The sequence below is a fragment of the Rhodococcus sp. (in: high G+C Gram-positive bacteria) genome (assembly GCF_049591685.1).
Classification (GTDB): Bacteria; Actinomycetota; Actinomycetes; order Mycobacteriales; family Mycobacteriaceae; genus Rhodococcoides.
The window spans coordinates 1-19,501 of record NZ_JBAWFH010000352.1 but is presented as its reverse complement, the minus strand read 5'-3'; the positions used below and the strand labels follow the sequence as shown (position 1 = coordinate 19,501).

General features: G+C 64.9%; 23 protein-coding genes. 11 read left to right on the top strand and 12 right to left on the bottom strand.

Annotated elements, in window-relative coordinates; genetic code table 11:
* Nucleotides 1-106: 106 nt before the first annotated feature.
* The gene (locus tag WBQ44_RS14850; protein ID WP_495567440.1) at nucleotides 107-514 is read left to right on the top strand and encodes a VOC family protein; all 408 of its coding nucleotides are present in this window, start codon (nucleotides 107-109) and stop codon (nucleotides 512-514) included.
* Here WBQ44_RS14850 and WBQ44_RS14845 read toward each other — a convergent pair.
* The 9 genes from WBQ44_RS14845 to WBQ44_RS14805 all read right to left on the bottom strand — a co-directional run bounded on the left by WBQ44_RS14845 (nucleotide 498) and on the right by WBQ44_RS14805 (nucleotide 6,557).
* Nucleotides 498-677, bottom strand: a complete 180-nt coding sequence (locus tag WBQ44_RS14845) for a hypothetical protein (protein WP_495567439.1) — start codon at nucleotides 675-677, stop codon at nucleotides 498-500. The genes WBQ44_RS14850 and WBQ44_RS14845 overlap by 17 nt on opposite strands.
* Complete coding sequence (locus WBQ44_RS14840) at nucleotides 670-879, bottom strand: helix-turn-helix domain-containing protein (RefSeq protein WP_495567438.1); 210 nt, start codon at nucleotides 877-879, stop codon at nucleotides 670-672. The genes WBQ44_RS14845 and WBQ44_RS14840 overlap by 8 nt, the downstream gene beginning before the upstream one ends.
* Nucleotides 879-1,361: a DUF2975 domain-containing protein gene (locus WBQ44_RS14835; protein ID WP_495567437.1), complete on the bottom strand. Its 483-nt coding sequence runs from the start codon at nucleotides 1,359-1,361 to the stop codon at nucleotides 879-881. Before WBQ44_RS14835 ends, WBQ44_RS14840 begins: the two co-directional genes overlap by 1 nt.
* A gap of 69 nt (nucleotides 1,362-1,430) precedes the next feature.
* A complete protein-coding gene (locus WBQ44_RS14830) occupies nucleotides 1,431-2,198 on the bottom strand; it encodes an SDR family oxidoreductase (RefSeq protein ID WP_495567436.1) in 768 nt (255 codons plus the stop codon).
* A gap of 8 nt (nucleotides 2,199-2,206) precedes the next feature.
* The gene (locus WBQ44_RS14825; RefSeq protein WP_495567435.1) at nucleotides 2,207-3,712 is read right to left on the bottom strand and encodes a tripartite tricarboxylate transporter permease; all 1,506 of its coding nucleotides are present in this window, start codon (nucleotides 3,710-3,712) and stop codon (nucleotides 2,207-2,209) included.
* A complete protein-coding gene (locus WBQ44_RS14820; RefSeq protein WP_495567434.1) occupies nucleotides 3,712-4,227 on the bottom strand; it encodes a tripartite tricarboxylate transporter TctB family protein in 516 nt (171 codons plus the stop codon). Before WBQ44_RS14820 ends, WBQ44_RS14825 begins: the two co-directional genes overlap by 1 nt.
* Before the next feature lie 25 nt (nucleotides 4,228-4,252).
* Nucleotides 4,253-4,642: a universal stress protein gene (locus tag WBQ44_RS14815; protein WP_495567433.1), complete on the bottom strand. Its 390-nt coding sequence runs from the start codon at nucleotides 4,640-4,642 to the stop codon at nucleotides 4,253-4,255.
* Nucleotides 4,643-4,684: 42 nt separating this feature from the next.
* Nucleotides 4,685-5,665 carry a Bug family tripartite tricarboxylate transporter substrate binding protein gene (locus WBQ44_RS14810; RefSeq protein WP_495567457.1) on the bottom strand — a complete coding sequence of 327 codons (981 nt, stop codon included), beginning with the start codon at nucleotides 5,663-5,665 and terminating at the stop codon, nucleotides 4,685-4,687.
* A 208-nt stretch (nucleotides 5,666-5,873) separates the two neighbouring features.
* Nucleotides 5,874-6,557: a GntR family transcriptional regulator gene (locus WBQ44_RS14805; RefSeq protein WP_495567432.1), complete on the bottom strand. Its 684-nt coding sequence runs from the start codon at nucleotides 6,555-6,557 to the stop codon at nucleotides 5,874-5,876.
* 101 nt (nucleotides 6,558-6,658) lie between these two features.
* On the opposite strand from WBQ44_RS14805, the gene acnA reads away from it, so the two are divergent.
* The 4 genes from acnA (at nucleotide 6,659) to WBQ44_RS14785 (ending at nucleotide 11,550) form a co-directional block, all read left to right on the top strand.
* Nucleotides 6,659-9,286 carry an aconitate hydratase AcnA gene (gene acnA, locus WBQ44_RS14800; RefSeq protein ID WP_495567431.1) on the top strand — a complete coding sequence of 876 codons (2,628 nt, stop codon included), beginning with the start codon at nucleotides 6,659-6,661 and terminating at the stop codon, nucleotides 9,284-9,286.
* A gap of 155 nt (nucleotides 9,287-9,441) precedes the next feature.
* Nucleotides 9,442-9,774: a hypothetical protein gene (locus WBQ44_RS14795; protein WP_495567430.1), complete on the top strand. Its 333-nt coding sequence runs from the start codon at nucleotides 9,442-9,444 to the stop codon at nucleotides 9,772-9,774.
* Between the two features lie 179 nt (nucleotides 9,775-9,953).
* Entirely contained in the window at nucleotides 9,954-10,400 is a 447-nt protein-coding gene (locus WBQ44_RS14790; protein ID WP_495567429.1) for a DUF4383 domain-containing protein, read from the top strand.
* On the top strand, nucleotides 10,390-11,550 hold the full coding sequence (locus tag WBQ44_RS14785) for a carboxylate-amine ligase (protein WP_495567428.1): 1,161 nt from the start codon (nucleotides 10,390-10,392) through the stop codon (nucleotides 11,548-11,550). The genes WBQ44_RS14790 and WBQ44_RS14785 overlap by 11 nt, the downstream gene beginning before the upstream one ends.
* 6 nt (nucleotides 11,551-11,556) lie before the next feature.
* Here WBQ44_RS14785 and WBQ44_RS14780 read toward each other — a convergent pair whose 3' ends face one another.
* Nucleotides 11,557-12,123 (bottom strand): TetR/AcrR family transcriptional regulator, encoded by a 567-nt coding sequence (locus tag WBQ44_RS14780; protein ID WP_495567427.1) that lies wholly within the window; start codon nucleotides 12,121-12,123, stop codon nucleotides 11,557-11,559.
* 107 nt (nucleotides 12,124-12,230) lie between these two features.
* Between WBQ44_RS14780 and WBQ44_RS14775 the strand changes: the two genes are divergently transcribed.
* Nucleotides 12,231-13,829, top strand: coding sequence for an MFS transporter (locus tag WBQ44_RS14775; protein ID WP_495567426.1), 1,599 nt, complete (start codon nucleotides 12,231-12,233; stop codon nucleotides 13,827-13,829).
* A 163-nt stretch (nucleotides 13,830-13,992) separates the two neighbouring features.
* Nucleotides 13,993-15,396, top strand: coding sequence for a carotenoid oxygenase family protein (locus tag WBQ44_RS14770; protein ID WP_495567425.1), 1,404 nt, complete (start codon nucleotides 13,993-13,995; stop codon nucleotides 15,394-15,396).
* Nucleotides 15,397-15,404: 8 nt separating this feature from the next.
* On the opposite strand, the gene WBQ44_RS14765 is transcribed toward WBQ44_RS14770, so the two are convergent.
* Nucleotides 15,405-16,382: a GGDEF domain-containing protein gene (locus WBQ44_RS14765; protein ID WP_495567424.1), complete on the bottom strand. Its 978-nt coding sequence runs from the start codon at nucleotides 16,380-16,382 to the stop codon at nucleotides 15,405-15,407.
* Between the two features lie 60 nt (nucleotides 16,383-16,442).
* Between WBQ44_RS14765 and WBQ44_RS14760 the strand changes: the two genes are divergently transcribed.
* Both WBQ44_RS14760 and WBQ44_RS14755 read left to right on the top strand, forming a co-directional pair.
* A complete protein-coding gene (locus WBQ44_RS14760; RefSeq protein WP_495567423.1) occupies nucleotides 16,443-17,315 on the top strand; it encodes a CHAD domain-containing protein in 873 nt (290 codons plus the stop codon).
* A gap of 58 nt (nucleotides 17,316-17,373) precedes the next feature.
* Nucleotides 17,374-17,526, top strand: coding sequence for a hypothetical protein (locus tag WBQ44_RS14755; protein WP_495567422.1), 153 nt, complete (start codon nucleotides 17,374-17,376; stop codon nucleotides 17,524-17,526).
* A gap of 32 nt (nucleotides 17,527-17,558) precedes the next feature.
* Here the strand turns inward: WBQ44_RS14755 and WBQ44_RS14750 are convergent, their stop codons facing one another.
* Nucleotides 17,559-18,026, bottom strand: coding sequence for a MarR family winged helix-turn-helix transcriptional regulator (locus WBQ44_RS14750; RefSeq protein WP_495567421.1), 468 nt, complete (start codon nucleotides 18,024-18,026; stop codon nucleotides 17,559-17,561).
* A gap of 65 nt (nucleotides 18,027-18,091) precedes the next feature.
* Here WBQ44_RS14750 and WBQ44_RS14745 point away from each other — a divergent pair, with 65 nt between their 5' ends.
* Both WBQ44_RS14745 and WBQ44_RS14740 read left to right on the top strand, forming a co-directional pair.
* Nucleotides 18,092-18,565, top strand: a complete 474-nt coding sequence (locus WBQ44_RS14745; RefSeq protein ID WP_495567420.1) for a DUF2269 family protein — start codon at nucleotides 18,092-18,094, stop codon at nucleotides 18,563-18,565.
* Between the two features lie 161 nt (nucleotides 18,566-18,726).
* Complete coding sequence (locus WBQ44_RS14740) at nucleotides 18,727-19,293, top strand: hypothetical protein (protein ID WP_495567419.1); 567 nt, start codon at nucleotides 18,727-18,729, stop codon at nucleotides 19,291-19,293.
* The last annotated feature ends 208 nt before the right edge of the window (nucleotides 19,294-19,501 follow it).

Genomic DNA, 19,501 nt, shown 5'->3' with positions numbered 1-19,501 from the left:
TGCCACGACATGGTGAAGAATCTCGTCAGCAGGCACGTTGCGATGAGTTTCCGCGGCAGCGCGTGTCGATACACGCAGCACCCAATCGCATGGAGGAGTAACACTCATGAGCACACTGTTGAACCCCTACATCAGTTTTCGCGGCGAGGCACGGGCAGCGCTGGAGTTCTACCAGTCCGTCTTCGGCGGAGAGCTGACGATCAGCACGTTCGGCGAGAACGGGATGGGCGACGACCCCGGCCTCGCCGAGCAGACCATGCACGGCCAGCTCACAGCCTCGAACGGACTGACGTTGATGTGCGCGGACACCCCGCCCGGCATGGACTTCGACATCGGCACGAACATCTCGGTCTCCCTCAGCGGCGACGACGAGGCCGAGCTCACCGGCTACTGGAGCAAGCTCGCCGTCGATGCTCGCAACACGATGGGTCTCGACAAGGCGCCGTGGGGTGACACGTTCGGCATGCTCACCGACAAGTTCGGTGTCGCGTGGATGGTCAACATCGCCAGCTAGCGGGCACGGCGTTCGCGCCGACCACGAGAATTACGCCGATCAGTTGCAGCCCCGGTGAGTCGTCGGCCCCGCCGTAGACGAACGCTGCGCCACCGGCCGCTGCGACGAGTACGGCGGCCAGTACCGCGGTCACGCTCGTTGCTCGCGCCGGCTGTTCACTCATGGTCAACCCACTCGAGCAGGTCCCCGGGCTGGCATTCGAGCACCCGGCACATGGCTTCGAGGGTGCTGAAGCGAACGGCCTTGGCGCGGCCGTTCTTGAGAACGGCGATGTTGGCCGGCGTCAGGCCCACCTTGTCGGCGAATTCGCCGACGCTCATCTTGCGCTTCGCCAGTTCGACATCGATTCGCACGACGATCGGCATCAGATCACCGCGTCCATGTCGGTCCGCAGATCGGTGGCCTGACGCAGCAGCGCACGCATGACCACCATCAGCAGCGCGGCAACGGCGATGATCACGACCATCAGGAACAGCAGAAGCGGCAGGCCCGGGTCGTCGGCGCGGAATCCGACGTACAGGAAGACGCCGACGAGCACCAGCCAAGCCGCGGCGATCGCCCACAGGATGACGTCGACCCAGATCAGCGAAGCCCGATGGAATATCCGGTTTTTCATCACGAGCGTCAGCAAATTCCAGGTGGAGACGACGACCGCCTGGATGCACAGAACCCAGAAGATCGAGATGACGGTCAGCGGCCAGCGGAGGTATGCCATGTCGGGGGACTCCTGCGCCATGTGCGCGAACTGCCCGGGCAGCGACATCACCTGGAACAGCACCAGTACCGCGAAGAGCACCACCAGAAAGACGCGTAGCGCGGCCACGACCGCTCGATACTTGATATTCATGCATTGAATATCGCGTGCAATCTATCGAATATCAATCGACGTACAAGAATGGTGACAACCGAGAGTGGATCAGCCCCGCCCGACGTACGGCATGCGATTGGCCATGACGGTCAACGTTGGAACGTTGACGTCGAGGGGCAGGCCTACCAGCTGCACCACCAGGTCGGCGACGTGCCGCGGATCGAACGTGGGCTCGGCGAGCATCGATCCGTCGGCTTGACGCGAGGATGTGGCAAACCCCGTCGTCATGTCCGTTGCGGCGTTGCCGATGTCTATCTGGCTACAGCAGATGTCGAAGTCACGGCCGTCGAGAGACGTGGACTTGGTGAGTCCGCTGACGCCGTGTTTGGTCGCGGTATACGCCACGCTCGCCGGACGGGGCGTGTGCGCAGAGATCGAACCGTTGTTGACAATGCGTCCGCCTCGAGGGTTCTGCGCCTTCATTATTCGCACTGCTTCGCGGGTGCACAGGAACACTCCGGTGAGGTTGACGGCAACCGTCTCGCTCCAGGCGCCCGCGTCGATTTCGTCGATACTTCCCTTCGGCCCGAAGGTCCCCGCGTTGTTGACGAGCACGTCGAGCCTGCCGAACCGCGCTTCGACGGCTGCGAACAGCGACACGACCGACGCCTCGGAGGAGACGTCGGTCGCGTGCACCGTGGCACGTTCGTGGTCTGCAGCGGCGGCTGTCAGCGAATTGTCGTTGCGGCCCGCCAGCACCACGTGGTGACCGGCATTCAACAGTCCGATCGCCATCGCGCGACCCAACCCCGATCCGGCTCCGGTCACGACGACCACCTTGGCGGGGTGCGTTGCCGGGCTCGAATCGCTGTGCATCTGTGCTCCTAGGTATCCACTCTGGTACGGCTACGCACCTTGTTCACTGCCGTGTACAGCAGTACCAGAATCAGCACGCCGTACAGGGTCCAAGTGATGGGGCTGCCGACGAGTACCGACGCGTCGCCGCCGCTGGACATCATCGCGTTGCGGAGACTGGTCTCGGCCAACGGCCCCAGGACGACGCCGATCATGACCGGCGCTAGCGGAAAACCGTAGCGTCGCATCAGAAATCCGACGAAGCCGATTCCCAGGACCAGCAGCAAATCCGTCACGGCCGCTGAGGTGGCGTAGACGCCGAGCGCACAGAACACGGTGATGCCCGCGTAGAGGTACGGACGCGGAATCAGAAGCAGCTTCGCCCAGATGGGCGCGAACGGCAAATTGAGGATCAACAGCATGACCAGTCCGACGAACAAGCTCGCGAGCAGCGCCCAGACGAGTTCGGAGTTGCGCTCGAAGAGAAGCGGTCCCGGCTGCAGTCCGTACTGCTGGAAGGCCGCCAGCATGATGGCAGCGGTAGCCGATGTCGGCAGACCCATGGCGAGCAGCGCCCCCATGGCGGTTCCGGAAGTGGCGTTGCCTGCCGCTTCGGGGGCTGCGACGCCGCGGATGGCGCCCTTGCCGAACTGCGGATCTTTCCGACCTCGGTCGAGACGACGTTCCGCGCTGTAGGCCATGAACGTCGGCACTTCGGCGCCGCCGACGGGAATGACGCCGAACGGAACGCCGAAACCGGTGCCGCGGAGCCATGCCGGGGCGGCTTCCTTGAATTCTTTGCGGGATAGGAACGGGCGACCGGTCATCATCTCGGCGTCGGGTGCGACAGTTCGATGAATGCGCGACGCGACATAGAAGACCTCACCGAGCGCGAGCATGCCGACGGTGATCACGATGATGCTGACTCCGTCGAACAGTTCCGGAACGCCGGAGGTGAAGCGCTGCGTACCCGAGATTCCGTCTATGCCGACGACAGCGAAGGCAAGCCCCAGGAGAAGGGCGGCAAGGCCTTTCACCACCGACTCCGACACCACCGACGACACCGCCATGAACGCGAAGATCGCAAGCGCAAAATACTCGGCGGGTCCGAAATTGATGGCCAGATCCGCGAGCTTCGGAGCAAAGAACACCACGACGGTCGTCGCGATGAGCCCGCCGATGAACGCGCCGATTGCCGCGGTGGCCAACGCCTGCGGCGCTCGTCCGCGCTTGGCCATCCGATGGCCTTCGAAAGATGTTGCGATGGCCGTTGATCCACCCGGTGTGTTCATCAGGATGCCCATCGTCGAGTCTCCGAAAAGACCACCGAAGTAGACACCCGCGAACATGATGAACGCGCCGGTCGGGTCGAGCGAGAACGTGACGGGCAGCAGCAGCGCGACGGCCATGGCCGAGCCGAGGCCCGGAAGCACACCGACGGCGGTGCCGAGGAACGCCCCGACGAACACCCACAGCAGATTCATGGGGGTGAGCGCCTGAGCAAACCCACCCATCAACAGTTCGAGGCTCTCCATTACAGCAGTCCTCCCAGAATGCCCGCGGGCAGGTTGAGCCCGAGCCCCGCCGAGAAGAACGCCTGCACGGCGCACGAGAACACAAGCGCTACAGCGATATCCATTGCCGGCCTTGCGCTACCCATTGCGCGGGCGACCAACCAGAACAGCACTGCTGCCGATACGATCCAGCCGACCGGAACCAGTAGAACAATGAACAGGAGGAACGCCGCCAGGGTCAGGCCCAGGGACTTCCAATCACTCTGCATCCGATACGGAGCACCCTCCGGTTGAATGATTTCCGGATCGGGTTCTTCGGGGGCACGCAGCATCTGGATGGTCAGGACGATGGCCAGAACGTAGGCGAAGATCGCGAGGATCGTCGGAAAGAACGCGGGCCCCGGCGTCGCAGCGCTTCCGGGATTCTCCATCGTCAGGATGCCGTACGTCAGGTAGACAGCCAGGGCGAAGATCAGGGCGGCGAGAACAAGACCGCTCCGGCCCCGTTTGATGTCCTGCCGCTGGGTTGTATCCATGCGTGCCGAGTCAGTGCTGGCCGAGTCAGTGCTCATGTTGGTCTGCCTTCACCGCGAGGACCGGAATGTCGGCGCCCAGCAGGATGCGTTGTGCGTTGGAGCCGAGCAGCAGTTTGCCCACCGCGGAGCGGCGACGGATACCGACCACGATGACCTTGGCGCCAATCTCCTCGGAGGTGTCGAGAAGTTCGTCGGCGGCATCGGGGTCGTCGCGCCTGCGCCCGATCCACTGGACGGGGTCGCCCTCGTACTCGGAATCCACCACCGGTGCGGCGATCGTGTGATCGTCCTTCCCGGCGAAGGTGTCGAGATCGAATGCGACGAGGGGAATCTGTTCCAGCCGAGCAACACGGTGCCCGTGCCGCAGCGCGGCCCGGCCTTCCGGCGAGCTCGAGTACGCGACGAGAACGCTCACGATGGTCCTTTCGAGAAAGATGAGAGAAGTGTGGTGTCGGCGTCAGTAGCCGAGGTCGTCCCAGATTCCGTTGACGAATTCTGTTTCGCTGGTGACATATTCCGCGAATTCGTCGCCGACCATGAACGTGTCGGTCCAACTGTTGCGTTCGAGAGCGTCCTGCCATTCCGGCGTTTCGACCATCTCGGTGACGATTGCCTCGAGTTCGGCGCGCTCGTCTTCCGTGATTCCGGGAGGCGCGACGATTCCGCGCCAGTTGGTCAGAGCGACGTCGTAGCCGAGTTCGTTCAGCGTCGGTACGTCGATGCTGTCGACGCGCTCGGGGGCCGAGACCGCGAGCGCACGCAGATTGCCGGCCTCGATCTGGTCTTCGAAGTCCGTGAACCCACTGACGGACGCCTTGATGGTGCCGGACAGCAGCGACGTCGCGAGCTCACCGCCGCCCGAGTAGGCGATGTAATTGACGATGGCTGGGTCGATCTCGTTCTCGGCTGCCATCCGGCTGATGATCATCTGGTCGACACTGCCGAGTGATCCGCCGCCGAAGACGAAGCGCTCGGGGTCTGCACGCCACTCGACCATGAGGTCGTCGAGGGTCTGAATGGGCGAGTCGGCCGGCACTACGACGACGTCGTAGTCGTCGGTGATACGCGCGATCGGTGTGACATCACCGAGGTCGACGTCGGATCCGTTGATGTTGATGGCGCCCAGCATGGTGATGCCCATGACCATCATCGTCGCGGATTCGCCTGTCATACCGGTGAACTGGCTGAGGCCGATCGTGCCGCCTGCACCCGGGATGTTGACGACGTTGGTGTTGTTGACGATACCCTGCGAACGCAGAGCCTGCTGCGCCTCGCGTGCGGCGCCGTCCCATCCACCGCCTGCCGCGGCGGGTGCGATAAGGGTGAGCTGGGCCCGCGCGTCGGCACCGCCCCCACTCGACGCCGCGTCGCCTATTCCGACGGCAACGATTGCAGCCGCAGCCACCAAAGCGACGCCGACGAGTGCTCGGCGCACCATCGGTGGTGTTTTCCGGCCCGCCTGGGATGCTCCGGGCTCGTCGGCAACATCGACTTCGCTGTCGGGGAGAGGGTCGGGATTGTTCGGGGAGTTCAAACGAGCACACCTCAATCGCTCTGCGAGATGAACACCGTCCGGTATTCGTCGTTGCAGACTATAACCTATACAGAGTGAGGTGCAACACAATGCGAGTTCGCGCGTACCGGGGTCACACTGTGTCGACGGAGGATTCCTCCAGCGCCACGATGGCGCGGCGACCGAGACTTCGGCGGATGTGCTCGGTCATCCGCAGGGCCGCTTCGTCCGCCTCGCCGGCGGCCACGGCCTCGTAGATTGCCGTGTGCTCCGCGTCGACCCTGGCATGGTCGCGCTCCGTGTCGCCGCCGTGCCGAAGACCGATGAGCCGGTACCGGTCTGCTTTGTCCCACAGCCGTTCCAGTATGTCGATCAGCACCGGATTGCCCGACGATCGATAGACGGCACGGTGGAATTCGCGATGACGCAGCAGCGCGTCGAGATCGCCTGCGTCGGTGATCGGCTCGAGCCGACTGAGGGCGAACTCCATGGCCGAGATATCCGCGCTCGTGCGGTTCTGCGCTGCGAGCGACGTCGCGAGAGGGTCGAGACTCTCGCGTACCTGATAGAGATGACGTGCTTCCTCGGCCGAGACCGCGGTGACCCGCGCATCGCGGTGAGCCTCGAGGTCGATCATTCCCTCGGCCGCCAACCTGCGGATCGCCTCACGCAGCGGGGTGGTGCTCACCCCGAGATCGGACGCCAGTTTCGCCTGGCCGACAACGGAGCCTGCGGCGAGTTCACCGGTGAGAATGCGAGTGCGCAATTGTGCGTACACGTAGTCGTTCTTCGTGAACGTCGCGTCGGGAAAACCCACGTGCCGGCCCTCCTGTCCCTGCGCACACCGACCGGTCCACGCACAGCGCCGATCGTAGCACCGGCTTTGCAGCTTATAGGTTATAACCTAGAGTCCTTCGTATGGATCTTCCCATTGCCACGTTCGTCGACGACGAGGGCCGCACACTGAACTTCGTCGACGTCGAAGCAGCCGCCGGCTCGTCCGTTCACCGCCGGTGGCCCGTGGTGCTCCGACTGCTCGCCGAGAACGTGCTGCGGACGGCCCCGCCTGCGGTGCAGGCACGTGCAATCGCGGATCTGATCTCGTGGACCGACACGCACACGAGTTCCGCCGAGATCCCGTTCATGCCGGGTCGGCTGATGATGCACGACACCACGAGCACACCCGCACTGGTCGACGTCGCAGCGATGCGCGACGTGGTAGCAGCGCTGGGCGGCGACCCGACCGAACTGAATCCCGTTCTACCCGTCGAGGTTTCGGTCGACCACTCGCTCGCCGTCGAGGCATACGCCCAGCGGGATGCCGCGACGGTGAACCTCGGTCACGACATGCGTCGCAACACCGAGCGCTATCGATTCCTCGCCTGGGCGGCCGGTGCGATGGAGACGGTGCACATCAACCGCCCCGGCACCGGCATCATGCACACCATCAACCTCGAGCAGCTCGCGACCGTCGTCACCGTCGAACACCGCGACGGTCGAAATTGGGCGGTTCCCGACATGATGCTCGGCACCGACAGTCATACCCCGATGATCAACGGTCTCGGCGTATTGGCCTGGGGTGTCGGCGGTCTCGAAGCGCAGTCGGTCATGTTCGGGCTGCCCACCACGCTCCGCATCCCGGATGTCGTCGGTGTGAAGCTGATCGGCGCGCTGCGTCCCGGCGTGCTCGGCACCGACCTGGCCCTGACCGTGACGCACCGCCTGCGCGACATCGGCGTCACGGGCGAGTTCGTCGAGTTCTTCGGTCCAGGCGTGTCGAGCCTGAGCGTCGGCACTCGTTCGGTTGTCGCCAACATGGCACCCGAATACGGGGCCACCACCGGCTTCTTCCCCGTCGACGAGCAGGTACTGCGCTACCTCGCCGACACCGGCCGAACCCTGCAGCACTGCCGCCTCGTCGAGTCCGCGATGCGGCGATCCGGGCTGTGGTTCGACCCGGAGGCGAATCCGGAATACACGCGGGAAATCACCGTCGACCTTGCGCAGATCGAGACCTCGGTCGCGGGGCCGCGGCGGCCCCAGGACCTGCGTCCGCTGTCCGACGCTGCCCGGGTGATTCGAGCCGAAGCGGCACCGCAGGTAGACGCGATTCCAGGTTCTCTCCCCCAGTTTCCGATTGCCATTGCGTCCATCACCAGCTGCACCAATACCTCCGACCCGCAGTTGCTCGTCGCGGCGGGGCTCCTCGCTCGCAAGGCGCGCACCCGCGGGATGAGCGTTCCCCCCTGGGTGAAGACGTCGTTGGCACCGGGCTCACCCTCCGCGGCGAGCCTGCTGCGCCGCGCAGATCTGCTCGACGACCTCTCCGCGGTCGGCTTCGACATCGTCGGCTACGGCTGCGCCACCTGCATCGGCAACTCCGGTGCCCTGCTGCCCGCAACAGCATCCGCGATCGCCACCGGCACACGCATGCCGGTGGCGGTGCTGTCCGGCAACCGCAACTTTCCCGGCCGCGTGCACCCCGACCTCGAGCTCGGTCTGTTGCTGTCTCCGCCGCTGGTCATCGCCTATGCGCTGGCAGGAGACGCCGCGATCGACCTGTCCACCGAACCACTCGGACACGACGTCGACGGCAACCCCGTGCGACTCGGCGATTTATGGCCCGGCACCGACGAGATCGACCGCGTCCTCGCCGCTGCTCGCAACCCGGACGACGTCGTCGACGATTTCGCCGCCGCGTCGTCGAATCCGCTGTGGGACGCCATCGAGGCACCCACCGGTCCCCAATTCCCCTGGGACTCGGCGTCGACGGCCCTGCGACCGTCCCCGTTCGCCGAGCCCGAGTTCGCTCGCAGCGTGCTCGGCGACTACACCGCGCATCCCCTGATGGTTCTGGGCGACGACATCACCACAGACCACATTTCACCGGCCGGCGCCATCCCGAAAGACAGCGCAGCCGCCGACTATCTGGTCGAGCGCGGGGTGCCACGCGACGACCTCAACGTCTTCGCCTCCCGCCGAGGCAACTGGGAATTGATGCTGCGGGGTGCCTTCCACAACCGCAACGTGCGTAACCACCTCGCCCCGTCGGCACCCGTCGCGCACACCGTGCACGGCCCCAGCGGCGCCGTCGTTCCGTTGACCGAAGCGGCCCGGCGTTACGCCGACACCGGCGAATCCGTCGTCCTGATCGCGGGCGACCGTTACGGAATGGGTTCCTCACGTGACTGGGCCGCGAAAGTGGTTCGGCTACTCGGTGTTCGGGCCGTCCTCGCCCGCAGCTTCGAACGCATCCACCGCACCAATCTGATCGGCGTCGGAGTGCTGCCGCTGCTCGTTCCGGACGACGTCGCCGACACTGTGGCCGGCCTCGAGCCTGGGGACCGCGTGCACGTGGAGGCGGACGGCGACCGTGTTCGAGAGCGGATGGCTACGGTGACGCTGCTGCGCCTAGACGGCACCGAGCTCACGTTCGAGGCTCCCATTGCCGCAGAAACCGAGCAGGACGAGAAACTGCTGACCGCAGGCGGGGTCATCGCGATGATTTTGGAACGACAGAAGAACCCGGACCCGGTTTTGACGTAGCCGACCTGGGTAATGCCCTTTGTCACAAGCGAAAAGTCGGATTTACGCACACGGATCCACGCACACGGATCCACGCACACGGCTTTCGAGCACACGGCTTTCCAGCAGACCGGCTTTCACGCACACTAGCCGCGACGACGAAGGGGCGACAGGCGATGACCGAGGAAAGATCGACTCACAGCACACCCACCGATGAAACGTCGACCAAGGGCGATTACACCAAGGACCACGAGCGCACGTTCCGCGACCACGCAGGCGAGGCGATCGAAGATGGCCGTAACTGGCCGGGGTACGTGTGCATCGCCGGGGCGCTCGGCGTGCTCGGCATGACACTTACCGCCGCCGGCTACGGATTCGAAGGCTGGGCGTGGATGGGTGCAGCCACCTCCGTCGTGCTGATGGCCATCGGCCTCACGATCGTGCTGCTCGAACGCAAGCGGGTCAACAATCTCGAAGGCCGCGACCTCACCGACCCCGGCGGCCACTGAGCGACACACGGCGCACTTCACTTCCGACCAGCTCGGTCTGTCCTTCGTGCCGGCGAAAGTGTTCCCGATACGTGACAAAAGCTGTGTTTCGAGCCGCTTTCGTGGGGAAACCATCGCTGCGACGCCGCCGCCTCCGGTGGCGTGGGGTCGGGGTACGCCTTTGACGAGGGGAGTTCGACATGACTACCAGCCGAACCGTTGCGCGTGCGCCCATCCAGTGGGCGGCACTCGCCGTAGGCGCCGTATTTCTGCTGGTCGGGGTTCTCGGGTTCATTCCGGGCATCACCACCGACTACGACATGCTGACGTTCGCCGGGCATCATTCGGGCGCCCTTCTCCTGGGCATCTTCGAGGTGTCGATTCTGCACAACATCGTCCATCTGCTCTTCGGTGTCGCGGGCATCGCCATGGCCAGGACTGCTCCTGCGGCACGGCTCTACTTGCTCGGCGGCGGCATCATCTATGTGGTGCTCTGGCTGTACGGGCTCTTCATCGACCGTGACAGCGCGGCCAACTTCGTGCCCGTCAACAATGCCGACAACTGGCTTCATCTCGGACTCGCCGTCGTGATGATCGGAGCGGCCTTGATTCTCGGACGCGATCGGTCGAACACCGTTGCTCGCTGATCGAGCACCTGCGATCGGTGTCGAGGAGGAGTTCCTCCTCGTCGACACCGATTCGCGCTTGCTCACCGCGGGCAGCGAAGCCGTCGTTACCGCTGCCCGGTCGGTGGGCATCGCGGCCGAACGGGAGCTGACCCTCTATCAGGTAGAGACGAACGCACCGCCGTTGAAAGATGTTCGGGCAGTGCACGAGCATGTGATCGACACACGGCGCACCCTGTCGGCGGTCGCGGTGTCCCAGGGCGTCGATCTCGTAGCTCTGGGGTTGCCGACGACACCGGTCCCGGATCGCGGCAACGAGCCGATCACCGATTCCGAGCGATATCGACTGCTCGCAGCGAATTATGGCGCGTTGGCATTCGACGACGCGAGCTGCGGGTGTCACGTGCACGTCGAGGTGCCGGACAAGGCGACCGCGATCGCGGCAGGCAACCACCTGCGCCCCTGGTTACCGACTTTGCTTGCCATGACCGCCAATTCGGCGGTTCACGGAGGGGCCGACACCGGTTTCGCGAGTTGGCGGTCGGTGCTGTGGGGCAGGTGGCCCACTGCGGGGCCGCCGCCTTTCCTTCGTTCCGTCAGCCACTACGACGAGGTCGTCGGCACGTTGCTCCAGACGAGGACGATTCTGGACGAGGCCAACCTCTACTGGGATGTGCGGCCCAGTTCCCATCAGCCCACCGTCGAGATTCGGGTGAGCGATGTTCCCGCCGTCGCCGACGACACCGCCCTACTCGCTGCCCTGGTCCGAGCGCTCGTGCTGACAGCGCAGTGGAGTCACGAACGCGGAGACGATCCGCCCGAGCCGGAACGGACCCGCCTCGAAGCTGCATATTTCTGCGCGCGGAAGCACGGTCTGGACGGGAACGGCGTGGATCCGATGACGGGTCGTGCCGTGCGCCCTCGGCTGCTTATCGAACAGCTCGTCCATCACGTTCGGCCCGCACTCGCATACACGGGCGACCTCGACCACGTCGCTTCGCTTCTGCAGCGGCTCGCCCACAACGGCAACGGCGCATCTCGGCAACGCAGAGTCTTTGCGGCCACCGGCGATGCGGTCGAGGTGATGAAGATGGCCGTCCTGGCGACGACGACAGACGGCACGGCACAGTGTCCGGTCACGGAGCGTGCTGCGGTGGGCGCTCATCCGTGAGCCGAGTCAGGTGACCGCGCACAACCGCCGAACCGCCGCCTCGATGACCTCGCAGCGGCGGTCTATCTCGGCGGGCCCGGCAGGCAAGCTCTGTCCGGGCGTGGTTATCCACGACGAGACGATGCCGAAGACGAGTGTCATCAGGTCCTGTGCCTGGATGCTCGTCTCGACCGTGCCGTCACGCTGAGCCTGAGCTACAGCTGCCGCATGGCCCGCAACGATGGCGCCGATCTTGGCGCCGTGATGCATGTTCGGGTCGCCCTGCAGCAGCGCCCACAGCAGTATTCGGTGTTCCTCCGGCTCCGAACAAAGATGTCGATACGCCCGCGCAGCGAAGAGGCCGAGGTTGTCGACGGTGAACGGAACGGTGTCCTGAAACCTGTCGAAGCCGTCCTCGACAGCCGCACGAAACAGCGACTCCTTGTCGCCGAAGTAGGCGTACAACCGTTCCTTGCTCGCACTCGCGCTCGCGGAGATGCGGTCGACGCGCGCTCCTGCAAGGCCGTGAGCAGCGAATTCTGTGCGAGCTGCCGCGACTATCCGAGCTCGCGTCGCCCCTGTGTCGGCTTTCATGTGACCAAGGATACCCGGTCCAACCAACTAGTTCGTTTGACTATGGTCGTCGGTCGACCTAGGTTTTTCTGGGGCCTTTGCGTGCCCGCGACGAACAACGAAGACGAGTGGGGAAACACAAGATGGACCATCAGGCCCAGGGCAGCGCGCTCGCCGCGAACCCGAACTACGAGCGTCGATGGCTGGTGCTCTGCATCGTGGCCATCACCCAGCTCACGATCGTGCTGGACGGCACGATCGTCAACATCGCGCTGCCGCAGGCGCAGCAGGATCTCGGCATCAGCGACGGGGCGCGCACCTGGGTCATCACCGCGTACGCACTGGCGTTCGGAGCACTTCTGTTGCTCGGCGGACGCATCGCGGACTTCTGGGGCCGCAAGCGGTCGTTCATCGTCGGTATGGCCGGGTTCGCCGTGGCCTCGGCCGTGGGCGGATTGGCACAGGAAGGCTGGCAGCTGTTCGTCGCTCGAGCAGGCCAGGGAGTGTTCGCCGCTCTGCTGGCACCGGCAGCGCTCGCCATCCTCACCGTCACCTTCACCGACACCAAGGAACGCGCCAAGGCGTTCGGCGTCTTCGGCGCCATCGCAGGCGGCGGCGCTGCCGTAGGCCTGCTGCTCGGCGGCGTTCTCACCGAGTACGCGAACTGGCGTTGGTGCTTGCTGGTCAACATTCCCGTCGCGATCTTCGCCATCGCCGCCGCACTCCCCTTCGTCAACGAGAGCAAAGCGCACGGAAACACCCGCTACGACCTGCCCGGGGCAGTACTCGTCGCCCTCGGTCTGGCCTCGTTGGTCTACGGCTTCACGGAGGCCGAAAACGGATGGGCCACTGTGCCGACGATTTCTTTCATCGTCGTCGGCCTTTTGCTCATCGCTGCGTTCGTCGTCGTCGAAGCGAAGTCGGACCATCCACTTCTGCCGCTGAGCGTTCTGCTCGATCGAGATCGCGGCGCCGCCTACATCGGCTCCGCTGTCATCGGCGCTGCACTCCTCGGCGGAACGTTGTACTTGACGTTCTACTTCCAGATCGTGCTCGAAATGAGCCCCGTGATTGCCGGTGTCGCATCGCTGCCGATGACCGCGGGAATCATGATCACCGCAGCCATCGCATCGGCACTGGTACCTCGGATCGGACCCAAGCCGTTGATGGCCGTCGGACCCGTCGTGTCGGCTCTCGGCCTGCTGCTGCTCACCCAGATCGGCGTCGACACCTCGTACTGGACGCACGTCCTGCCCGGCGTCGTACTCCTCGGCCTGGGTCTGGGTCTTCTCATGGTCCCCATGCAGAACGTGGCGCTCATCGGCGTCCGTGATCACGATGCCGGCGCAGCCAGCGCATTGATCAACGCGACGCTGCAGGTCGGCGGGGCCATCGGCGCCGCGGTGTTCACCACCGTCTACACCTCGAGCAAGTCCTCGTACCTCGCCGACAATCCTGCGCCGACGCCTCCGGCCGGAGTACCGGCCGAAGCGCTTGCCTCGCAGGAAGTTCCGTCCGACGAGCTTCTGGCGTCACTGCCCGAACCGGTCCGTGATTTCGTGACGGCCACCATCGATCACGCTTTCTCCGCCGAGGTGTCCGGCTACGCCTGGGCCTTCGGCACGGCGGCCATTCTCGTCGCGCTCGTCTGCCCGGTCGTGGTGTTCCTCGTCCGCGCGAAGAAGGACGACCTGCCCACCAGTGACATCCCGGTGCACGTCGGCTGACATCCGCCTTCCGAACGGTACGTCCGCGTCCGCCCCACCCGAAATCTTCGGGTGGGGCGGACGCGTTTCGTTTTCACTCGCGGAGGGTGAGCCGCGCCTGGGGCAACAGAATCACAATGAGAACGGAGTCGCGTGCACACGAGAGAACTGCGGGAGGGAAATCATGACCGTCATCGCTGATCCGCGTCCACCACCACCGGTCGACGTCGTCCATCATGCGCACCTGAGCGGTGTGTTCGCGCCGCAGCGAGAGGAAGTCGACGTCGCCGACCTACCCGTGGCCGGTGAAATCCCCGACGACGTGCACGGCACTTACCTGCGCAACGGACCCAACCCGCGCTTCGACCCGATCGGGTCGTTCAAGTACCCACTGGACGGCGACGGAATGGTTCACCGCATCACCTTCGCCGGTGGATGCGCCTCGTACAGCAATCGATTCGTCCGGACGCCGATGGTGGAGCTCGAGGAGCGGCGTGGCGAGGCCGTCTGGTCGGGCCTGCTCGACGGGTACACACCGCCGGTCGAGGTCGTCGGCTCAGAGCTCGCCAACACCCCACGACAGCTGCCCGACATCAACATCGTCCAGCACGCGGGCAGGCTCATGGCCATGGCCGAGTCGGACAAGCCGTATCGCCTCGACCGGGAGTCTCTCGCGACGCTCGGCACCGAGGATTGCGGCGGAGCCATGCTCGTCGGCAGCACGGCGCACCCGAAGATCGACCCACGTACCGGCGAGTTGGTGCTCTTCAACTACTCGCTCGAATCGCCGTACCTCACCTGGTCCGTCGTCGGCGCCGACGGAAATACCTCCCGCACACCGACCCCCGTCGACGGACTCGACGTACCGATCATGATTCACGACATGGCCTTGACTCAGAAGTACGTGGTGCTCTTCGCCAATCCCCTGGTCTTCGACATCGAGGCAATGATGCGGCGCGGCTCGATGCTGTCGTGGCAACCCGACAGAGGAACGCGAATTGCCTTGATTCCGCGCGACGGCAGCGCAGTTCGATGGATCGACACCGACCCGTTCTGGGTGTGGCACTTCGCCAACGCCTTCGACAACCCCGACGGGACAGTGACCGTCGACTACGTCGAACACGCCATTCCACTCGGTTTCGCGCAGCCCGTCGATGGGTCTCCCGCCCCCGGACTCGCCCGCGCGACCTGCGACCCGGCCAGCGGCTCGATCAATCGCGACCGGATCAGCGACCGACCCGGCCTCGAATTCCCGCGCATCGACGACCGCGTGCTCACCCGCGAACACCGTCACATCGCCACCGTCGGCAAAGCCGGCGGCGACCACGACGAGCTCGACAGCCTGTGGTTCCACGACTGCAGTACAGGGGCGGACAGCTGCTTCACCCCCGGCGTCGCCATCGGCGAACCCATCCACATTCCCGGCGAGCGCAACGACTACTGGGGTGCGATCGGCACCGACCCGTCCGACATGCGCTCGCGGTTCTATCTACTCGACGCAGCCGATCCGGCCGACGGCCCGATCGCGACGATCGATCTACCCATTCGAGTACCAGCCGGGCTACACGGCACCTGGTCCGCAGACTGATCGTTCGCTTACTTGCGGCTGCGCTTGGTTCGATACAGATCCTCGTCGGCGCGTGCCAGAACGTCTGGGATCGATTCGTCGGCGTCCGAGGACGAGGCGACGCCGACACTGGCGTAAGGCAGTGCATCGACCGTTGCGCGAACAAAGTCGTCGACGATTTCGGCGGAGTGCCCGGCCAGTAGTGCGGCGAACTCGTCGCCGCCCAAGCGCGCGATCACCGCTCCCCGCGGGGCAGACCGTGACCAGGACCTGGCCAGACCGACCAGCAACTCGTCTCCCGCGCGGTGACCGTCCGTGTCGTTGACGATCTTGAAATCGTCGACGTCGACGATGACGACCGTGACCGGGCCTGCCCCTTCGCGGCCGACCGACAGTGTGGTGACGGCGTCTGCGGTGGCGATCTCCCAACCGGCTCGGTTGAGGACACCGGTCAGTGCGTCGGTGCAGGAGGCCGCAATCAGCGCCTTCGTCACCGCGCCGAATGCTTCGGCAGCACCGACGATGGCGGCCGAAAACACGAGATAGGTGATGGGGTAGACGGGTGCGGGTGCCCGCCACACGGCAACAACGACCAGTGCCACCAGCACTGCGACAAGTATTCGGGCAGATCCATCCGGATGAAAGGCGCGGACGTACATCGCCAGGAACATCGCCGCGACCAAGCATGGGAACTGCGCGGCGGTGAGCACGTGGAAGGCCATCACAGCGGGCGTCGCCAGCATTGCCGCCGCGAGGGCTCCGCGGTGACCCGCCGGTGTGCGAGGCCGAAGCCACAGCACCACTACCCCGGCGACGCCCAGGCACACCGCAACGACTCCCCCGGTGACGTCCGCGGTAACTCTGTCGCCGTGCGGGAGAATCGACGCCACCACTCCCACCCCGTAGAGGGCCGTGGTCAGTACGAGAAATTGCCGCAGCAACCGCCTCTGCAGCCCCACAATGCCGTGCACCGAAGCCGGATGCAGGACGCGATCGAACGGGCGCATGGACAACACCATGCCAGCAGACCATGTTTCGTTCGACGTGTCGTGGGGCACACGTCGCCGATGAGCACACCGACAGCAACGAGCGAACCTCCCGGTACCTCGTCCGTCGGCGGCGCCCTCCCGCCCGCACTGTCGATGTACATCGACGCCCAGATCTCCGCGATCCGTGACGGCGACGCGGCGCTCCGGCGGGGCGAGGACCCCATCCATCCCACGCGTGTGGCCATTCGTCGGCTTCGCAGCACCGTGCGCGTCTTTCGCGATGCATTCGACCCGGAGTTTGCTGCCCGCCTCGACAAGGAATTATTTTGGTACGCAGGCATTCTGGGGCACGTCAGGGATCACGAGGTGCAGCGTGAAAGGTTCGCGCGCGCCGTGGCCGAGTTGCCCACCGAATGGGTGATCGGTCCGGTGGGCGCCAACATCGATGCAACTCTCGGAGCGGAACAACGCGTCTATCGCGCCAATGTGGACGTCGTGCTGGCCGGCGACCGGTACGCGGCCCTCCTCGATACCGTGAACGAGATTTCTCGTCGGGGACGCTCGGTGAAGAAGAAGCGGGTGGTCGAACTCGCGAAGAAAGCCGCGACCAAAGCCCGTCGGCGACTGTCCGACGCGTCGACGCACACCGATGACGACGAAGCGCTGCACAGTGCGCGCAAGGCATGCAAGCGCGCCCGCTATGCCGCCGAATTGATCGAACCGGTCGTCGGATCGAAGCGTTCGAAGAAAGCGATCTCCCGATTCAAGGAAGCGCAAGAGGTGCTGGGCGAGCACCAGGACAGCCTGGTCGCAGCTACGTTCCTACAACGACTCGGCCGCGCCGCGGGTGCCCGGTCGGGGGAGAACGGCTTCACATACGGCTTACTGTTCGCGAGGGAACAGAATGCCGCGGCCACCGCCGAGCAGAAAGCACGCTCGCTGCACCTGTGAACGTCGAAGCGCCGAGGCACACGGGTTGTTCACCGATACGCCGTATCCTCGCAGGCCTATGGATTGGCGCGACGGACTCCAGCTCGCGGGCATAGTTGTGCTCATCGGCATCGGAGCCACGTTGCTCGTCGTCGGCGCACTCGGATCCGGAGGGCTACTCGTCGCCGCGGGCGCGTTCTGGTTCTGGCGGCTGTACCGCACCGCGGAGTGAGCCGCACCGTCGACCGGTCGCGTCACCGGTAGTCACAACGAGGGCGGCAGTGAGTCTCCCGGTGCACTGACGCGCCAGGCGGTAGCCATCAACGCGTTCAGCGCGCTGCGAGCATTCTCGCCGTCGCCGCCGGCGAGGAGCTCGGTTTCGTACGCGCCCATGACGCGTCGAGCCTTGTGTAGACGTTCCCTGCCACCGTCGGTGATCGAGAGATGCGCAGACCGTCCGGCAGACCCGGTCCCGCGCACGAGATCGTCGGCGATCATCTTCTTGACCGCCGTGTGCATCGACTGAACCGTGATGTCGGCACGCCGAGCCAGGTCGCTGTAGGACAACGAATCCACGCCGCTCAAGTGCCCGAGGATGCCGAACGAGCGCATTGTCAATCCCAGCGAGTCGAGTCGTGCCCCGAGCTCACGTTCGACGATGCGGCCGAGCCCGAGCAGTACCAACGGCAGCGGTGCGCCCTTCGGCGGTCCATCGGCCTTCTCCGGGGCCATTGCCCGCCTTCCGTTGCGTGCTACCTTCAGTCAAACTGTAAGCCAGACTGAAGGTAGTGGTGCATGTGAACAAGTTCTTTCTGATTCTGCACGTAATCGCGGCGATTCTGTTGATCGGGCCGGTCACCGTCTCGGCCAGCCTCTTCCCGCGCTACGCCCGAGCGGCAGCACGGGACCCCGACGGCGGCGCCACGTCTGTCGCCGCCCTGCTCGAGCGGATTACCCGAAAGTACGGTGCCGTGTCGATACTCGTGCCGGTGCTCGGCCTCGTCACCGCGTGGGGCATGGGCGTGTTGACCGACAGTTGGGTGGTTGCATCGATCGTGCTGACCCTGATTGCGGGAGGATTGCTGGCCCTCGTCGTCGTCCCCGGCCAGTCCGAGGTGATGGCAGGCCTCACCGGCGCACCCGAGCCGATTACGACCGAGCGACCCACGAGCGTGAGCGCCCTCGCGATGACGAGCGGGATCTTCTCGTTGCTCTGGGTCGTGGTGGTGACACTGATGATCCTGCGGCCCGGTTCGACGACCGGCGGGTGAGAAACCAGCGGATGACGCCGCCGCTTCATCCGCGTCGGGTGACGACATTCAGCCCCGAACTCGCCGACAATGAGATTCGGAGGAATCGGCATGTCGGCAGGATGGAGGGATATGAACGCCTCTCTCGTCGAGCCCCAACACACCGCCGCACCCGTCGACCCATGAAGAATCCAGGGTGGCTCAGCGCCCTCACCCGACGCCGCAGCGGCAGACTCCTGCCTCCCGAGCGGGCAGCCCGTCGAGTCGCCGCGTTCGCATACGGCAACATCCTGGTTCTGTCGGTGGTGGTCGTCTCCGACTCGTCCGCGGTCGAGGAACGGTTGGCAGCGTGGCTGGTTTTGGGTACCACTCTGTCCACGTTCGCGGCACACATCTTCGCGGAGTGGCTGTCGCACGGCGTTATTTCCCGGCGCGAGGGCGAAACGACGGGTCCGGAATCACCGGCCCACTTTCGCGACCTGTTGCGCGACGCTCAACCGATCATAAACTCCGGCACCGTGCCGTTCGCCATCCTTCTCCTGGGGTCGTTCGAGGTCATTGCACTGTTCGATCCACCTGGAGCTCAATTGTGCGCCGCAGGAGTCATCATCTTCAGGATCGCAGTGCTCGGCCTTGTGGTGGAACGCCTGCAATCCAGCACCGTGTCGTGGCGAACAATTGCGTCAGGCATCGGTGCCGCAGCCCTTGCCACAGCCATCACAGTCGTCAAAGTGTGGCTCACGCACTGAGGTTGAATGCTTGACCATTGACATTGTCGGACAATCGTTTTCATTCAAACGCTCTTTCGCGAACTTGTCGGTGGGTGGGTTTAGTCTGATTTCATGCTCACGGGGGAAAGCGTCGCAGAGGATCTGGGAGTCGGTGCCGCACAAAAAGTGCTGCCGATCACCGACCCCACCCTGCACACTGCACTCCACCAACTCGAAAGCGCCTGGG

What these genes read in the sequence shown, in the direction of transcription:
- WBQ44_RS14830 (WP_495567436.1), bottom strand. Translation starts at nt 2,198, where the DNA reads ATGCACAGCGATTCGAGCCCGGCAACGCACCCCGCCAAGGTGGTCGTC.
- WBQ44_RS14780 (WP_495567427.1), bottom strand. Translation starts at nt 12,123, where the DNA reads ATGAAAGCCGACACAGGGGCGACGCGAGCTCGGATAGTCGCGGCAGCT.
- WBQ44_RS14790 (WP_495567429.1), top strand. Translation starts at nt 9,954, where the DNA reads ATGACTACCAGCCGAACCGTTGCGCGTGCGCCCATCCAGTGGGCGGCA.
- WBQ44_RS14820 (WP_495567434.1), bottom strand. Translation starts at nt 4,227, where the DNA reads ATGGATACAACCCAGCGGCAGGACATCAAACGGGGCCGGAGCGGTCTT.
- WBQ44_RS14840 (WP_495567438.1), bottom strand. Translation starts at nt 879, where the DNA reads ATGCCGATCGTCGTGCGAATCGATGTCGAACTGGCGAAGCGCAAGATG.
- WBQ44_RS14825 (WP_495567435.1), bottom strand. Translation starts at nt 3,712, where the DNA reads ATGGAGAGCCTCGAACTGTTGATGGGTGGGTTTGCTCAGGCGCTCACC.
- WBQ44_RS14770 (WP_495567425.1), top strand. Translation starts at nt 13,993, where the DNA reads ATGACCGTCATCGCTGATCCGCGTCCACCACCACCGGTCGACGTCGTC.
- WBQ44_RS14835 (WP_495567437.1), bottom strand. Translation starts at nt 1,361, where the DNA reads ATGAATATCAAGTATCGAGCGGTCGTGGCCGCGCTACGCGTCTTTCTG.
- WBQ44_RS14755 (WP_495567422.1), top strand. Translation starts at nt 17,374, where the DNA reads ATGGATTGGCGCGACGGACTCCAGCTCGCGGGCATAGTTGTGCTCATC.
- WBQ44_RS14795 (WP_495567430.1), top strand. Translation starts at nt 9,442, where the DNA reads ATGACCGAGGAAAGATCGACTCACAGCACACCCACCGATGAAACGTCG.
- WBQ44_RS14850 (WP_495567440.1), top strand. Translation starts at nt 107, where the DNA reads ATGAGCACACTGTTGAACCCCTACATCAGTTTTCGCGGCGAGGCACGG.
- WBQ44_RS14740 (WP_495567419.1), top strand. Translation starts at nt 18,727, where the DNA reads ATGAAGAATCCAGGGTGGCTCAGCGCCCTCACCCGACGCCGCAGCGGC.
- WBQ44_RS14845 (WP_495567439.1), bottom strand. Translation starts at nt 677, where the DNA reads ATGAGTGAACAGCCGGCGCGAGCAACGAGCGTGACCGCGGTACTGGCC.
- WBQ44_RS14810 (WP_495567457.1), bottom strand. Translation starts at nt 5,665, where the DNA reads ATGGTGCGCCGAGCACTCGTCGGCGTCGCTTTGGTGGCTGCGGCTGCA.
- WBQ44_RS14765 (WP_495567424.1), bottom strand. Translation starts at nt 16,382, where the DNA reads ATGCGCCCGTTCGATCGCGTCCTGCATCCGGCTTCGGTGCACGGCATT.
- acnA (WP_495567431.1), top strand. Translation starts at nt 6,659, where the DNA reads ATGGATCTTCCCATTGCCACGTTCGTCGACGACGAGGGCCGCACACTG.
- WBQ44_RS14760 (WP_495567423.1), top strand. Translation starts at nt 16,443, where the DNA reads ATGAGCACACCGACAGCAACGAGCGAACCTCCCGGTACCTCGTCCGTC.
- WBQ44_RS14750 (WP_495567421.1), bottom strand. Translation starts at nt 18,026, where the DNA reads ATGGCCCCGGAGAAGGCCGATGGACCGCCGAAGGGCGCACCGCTGCCG.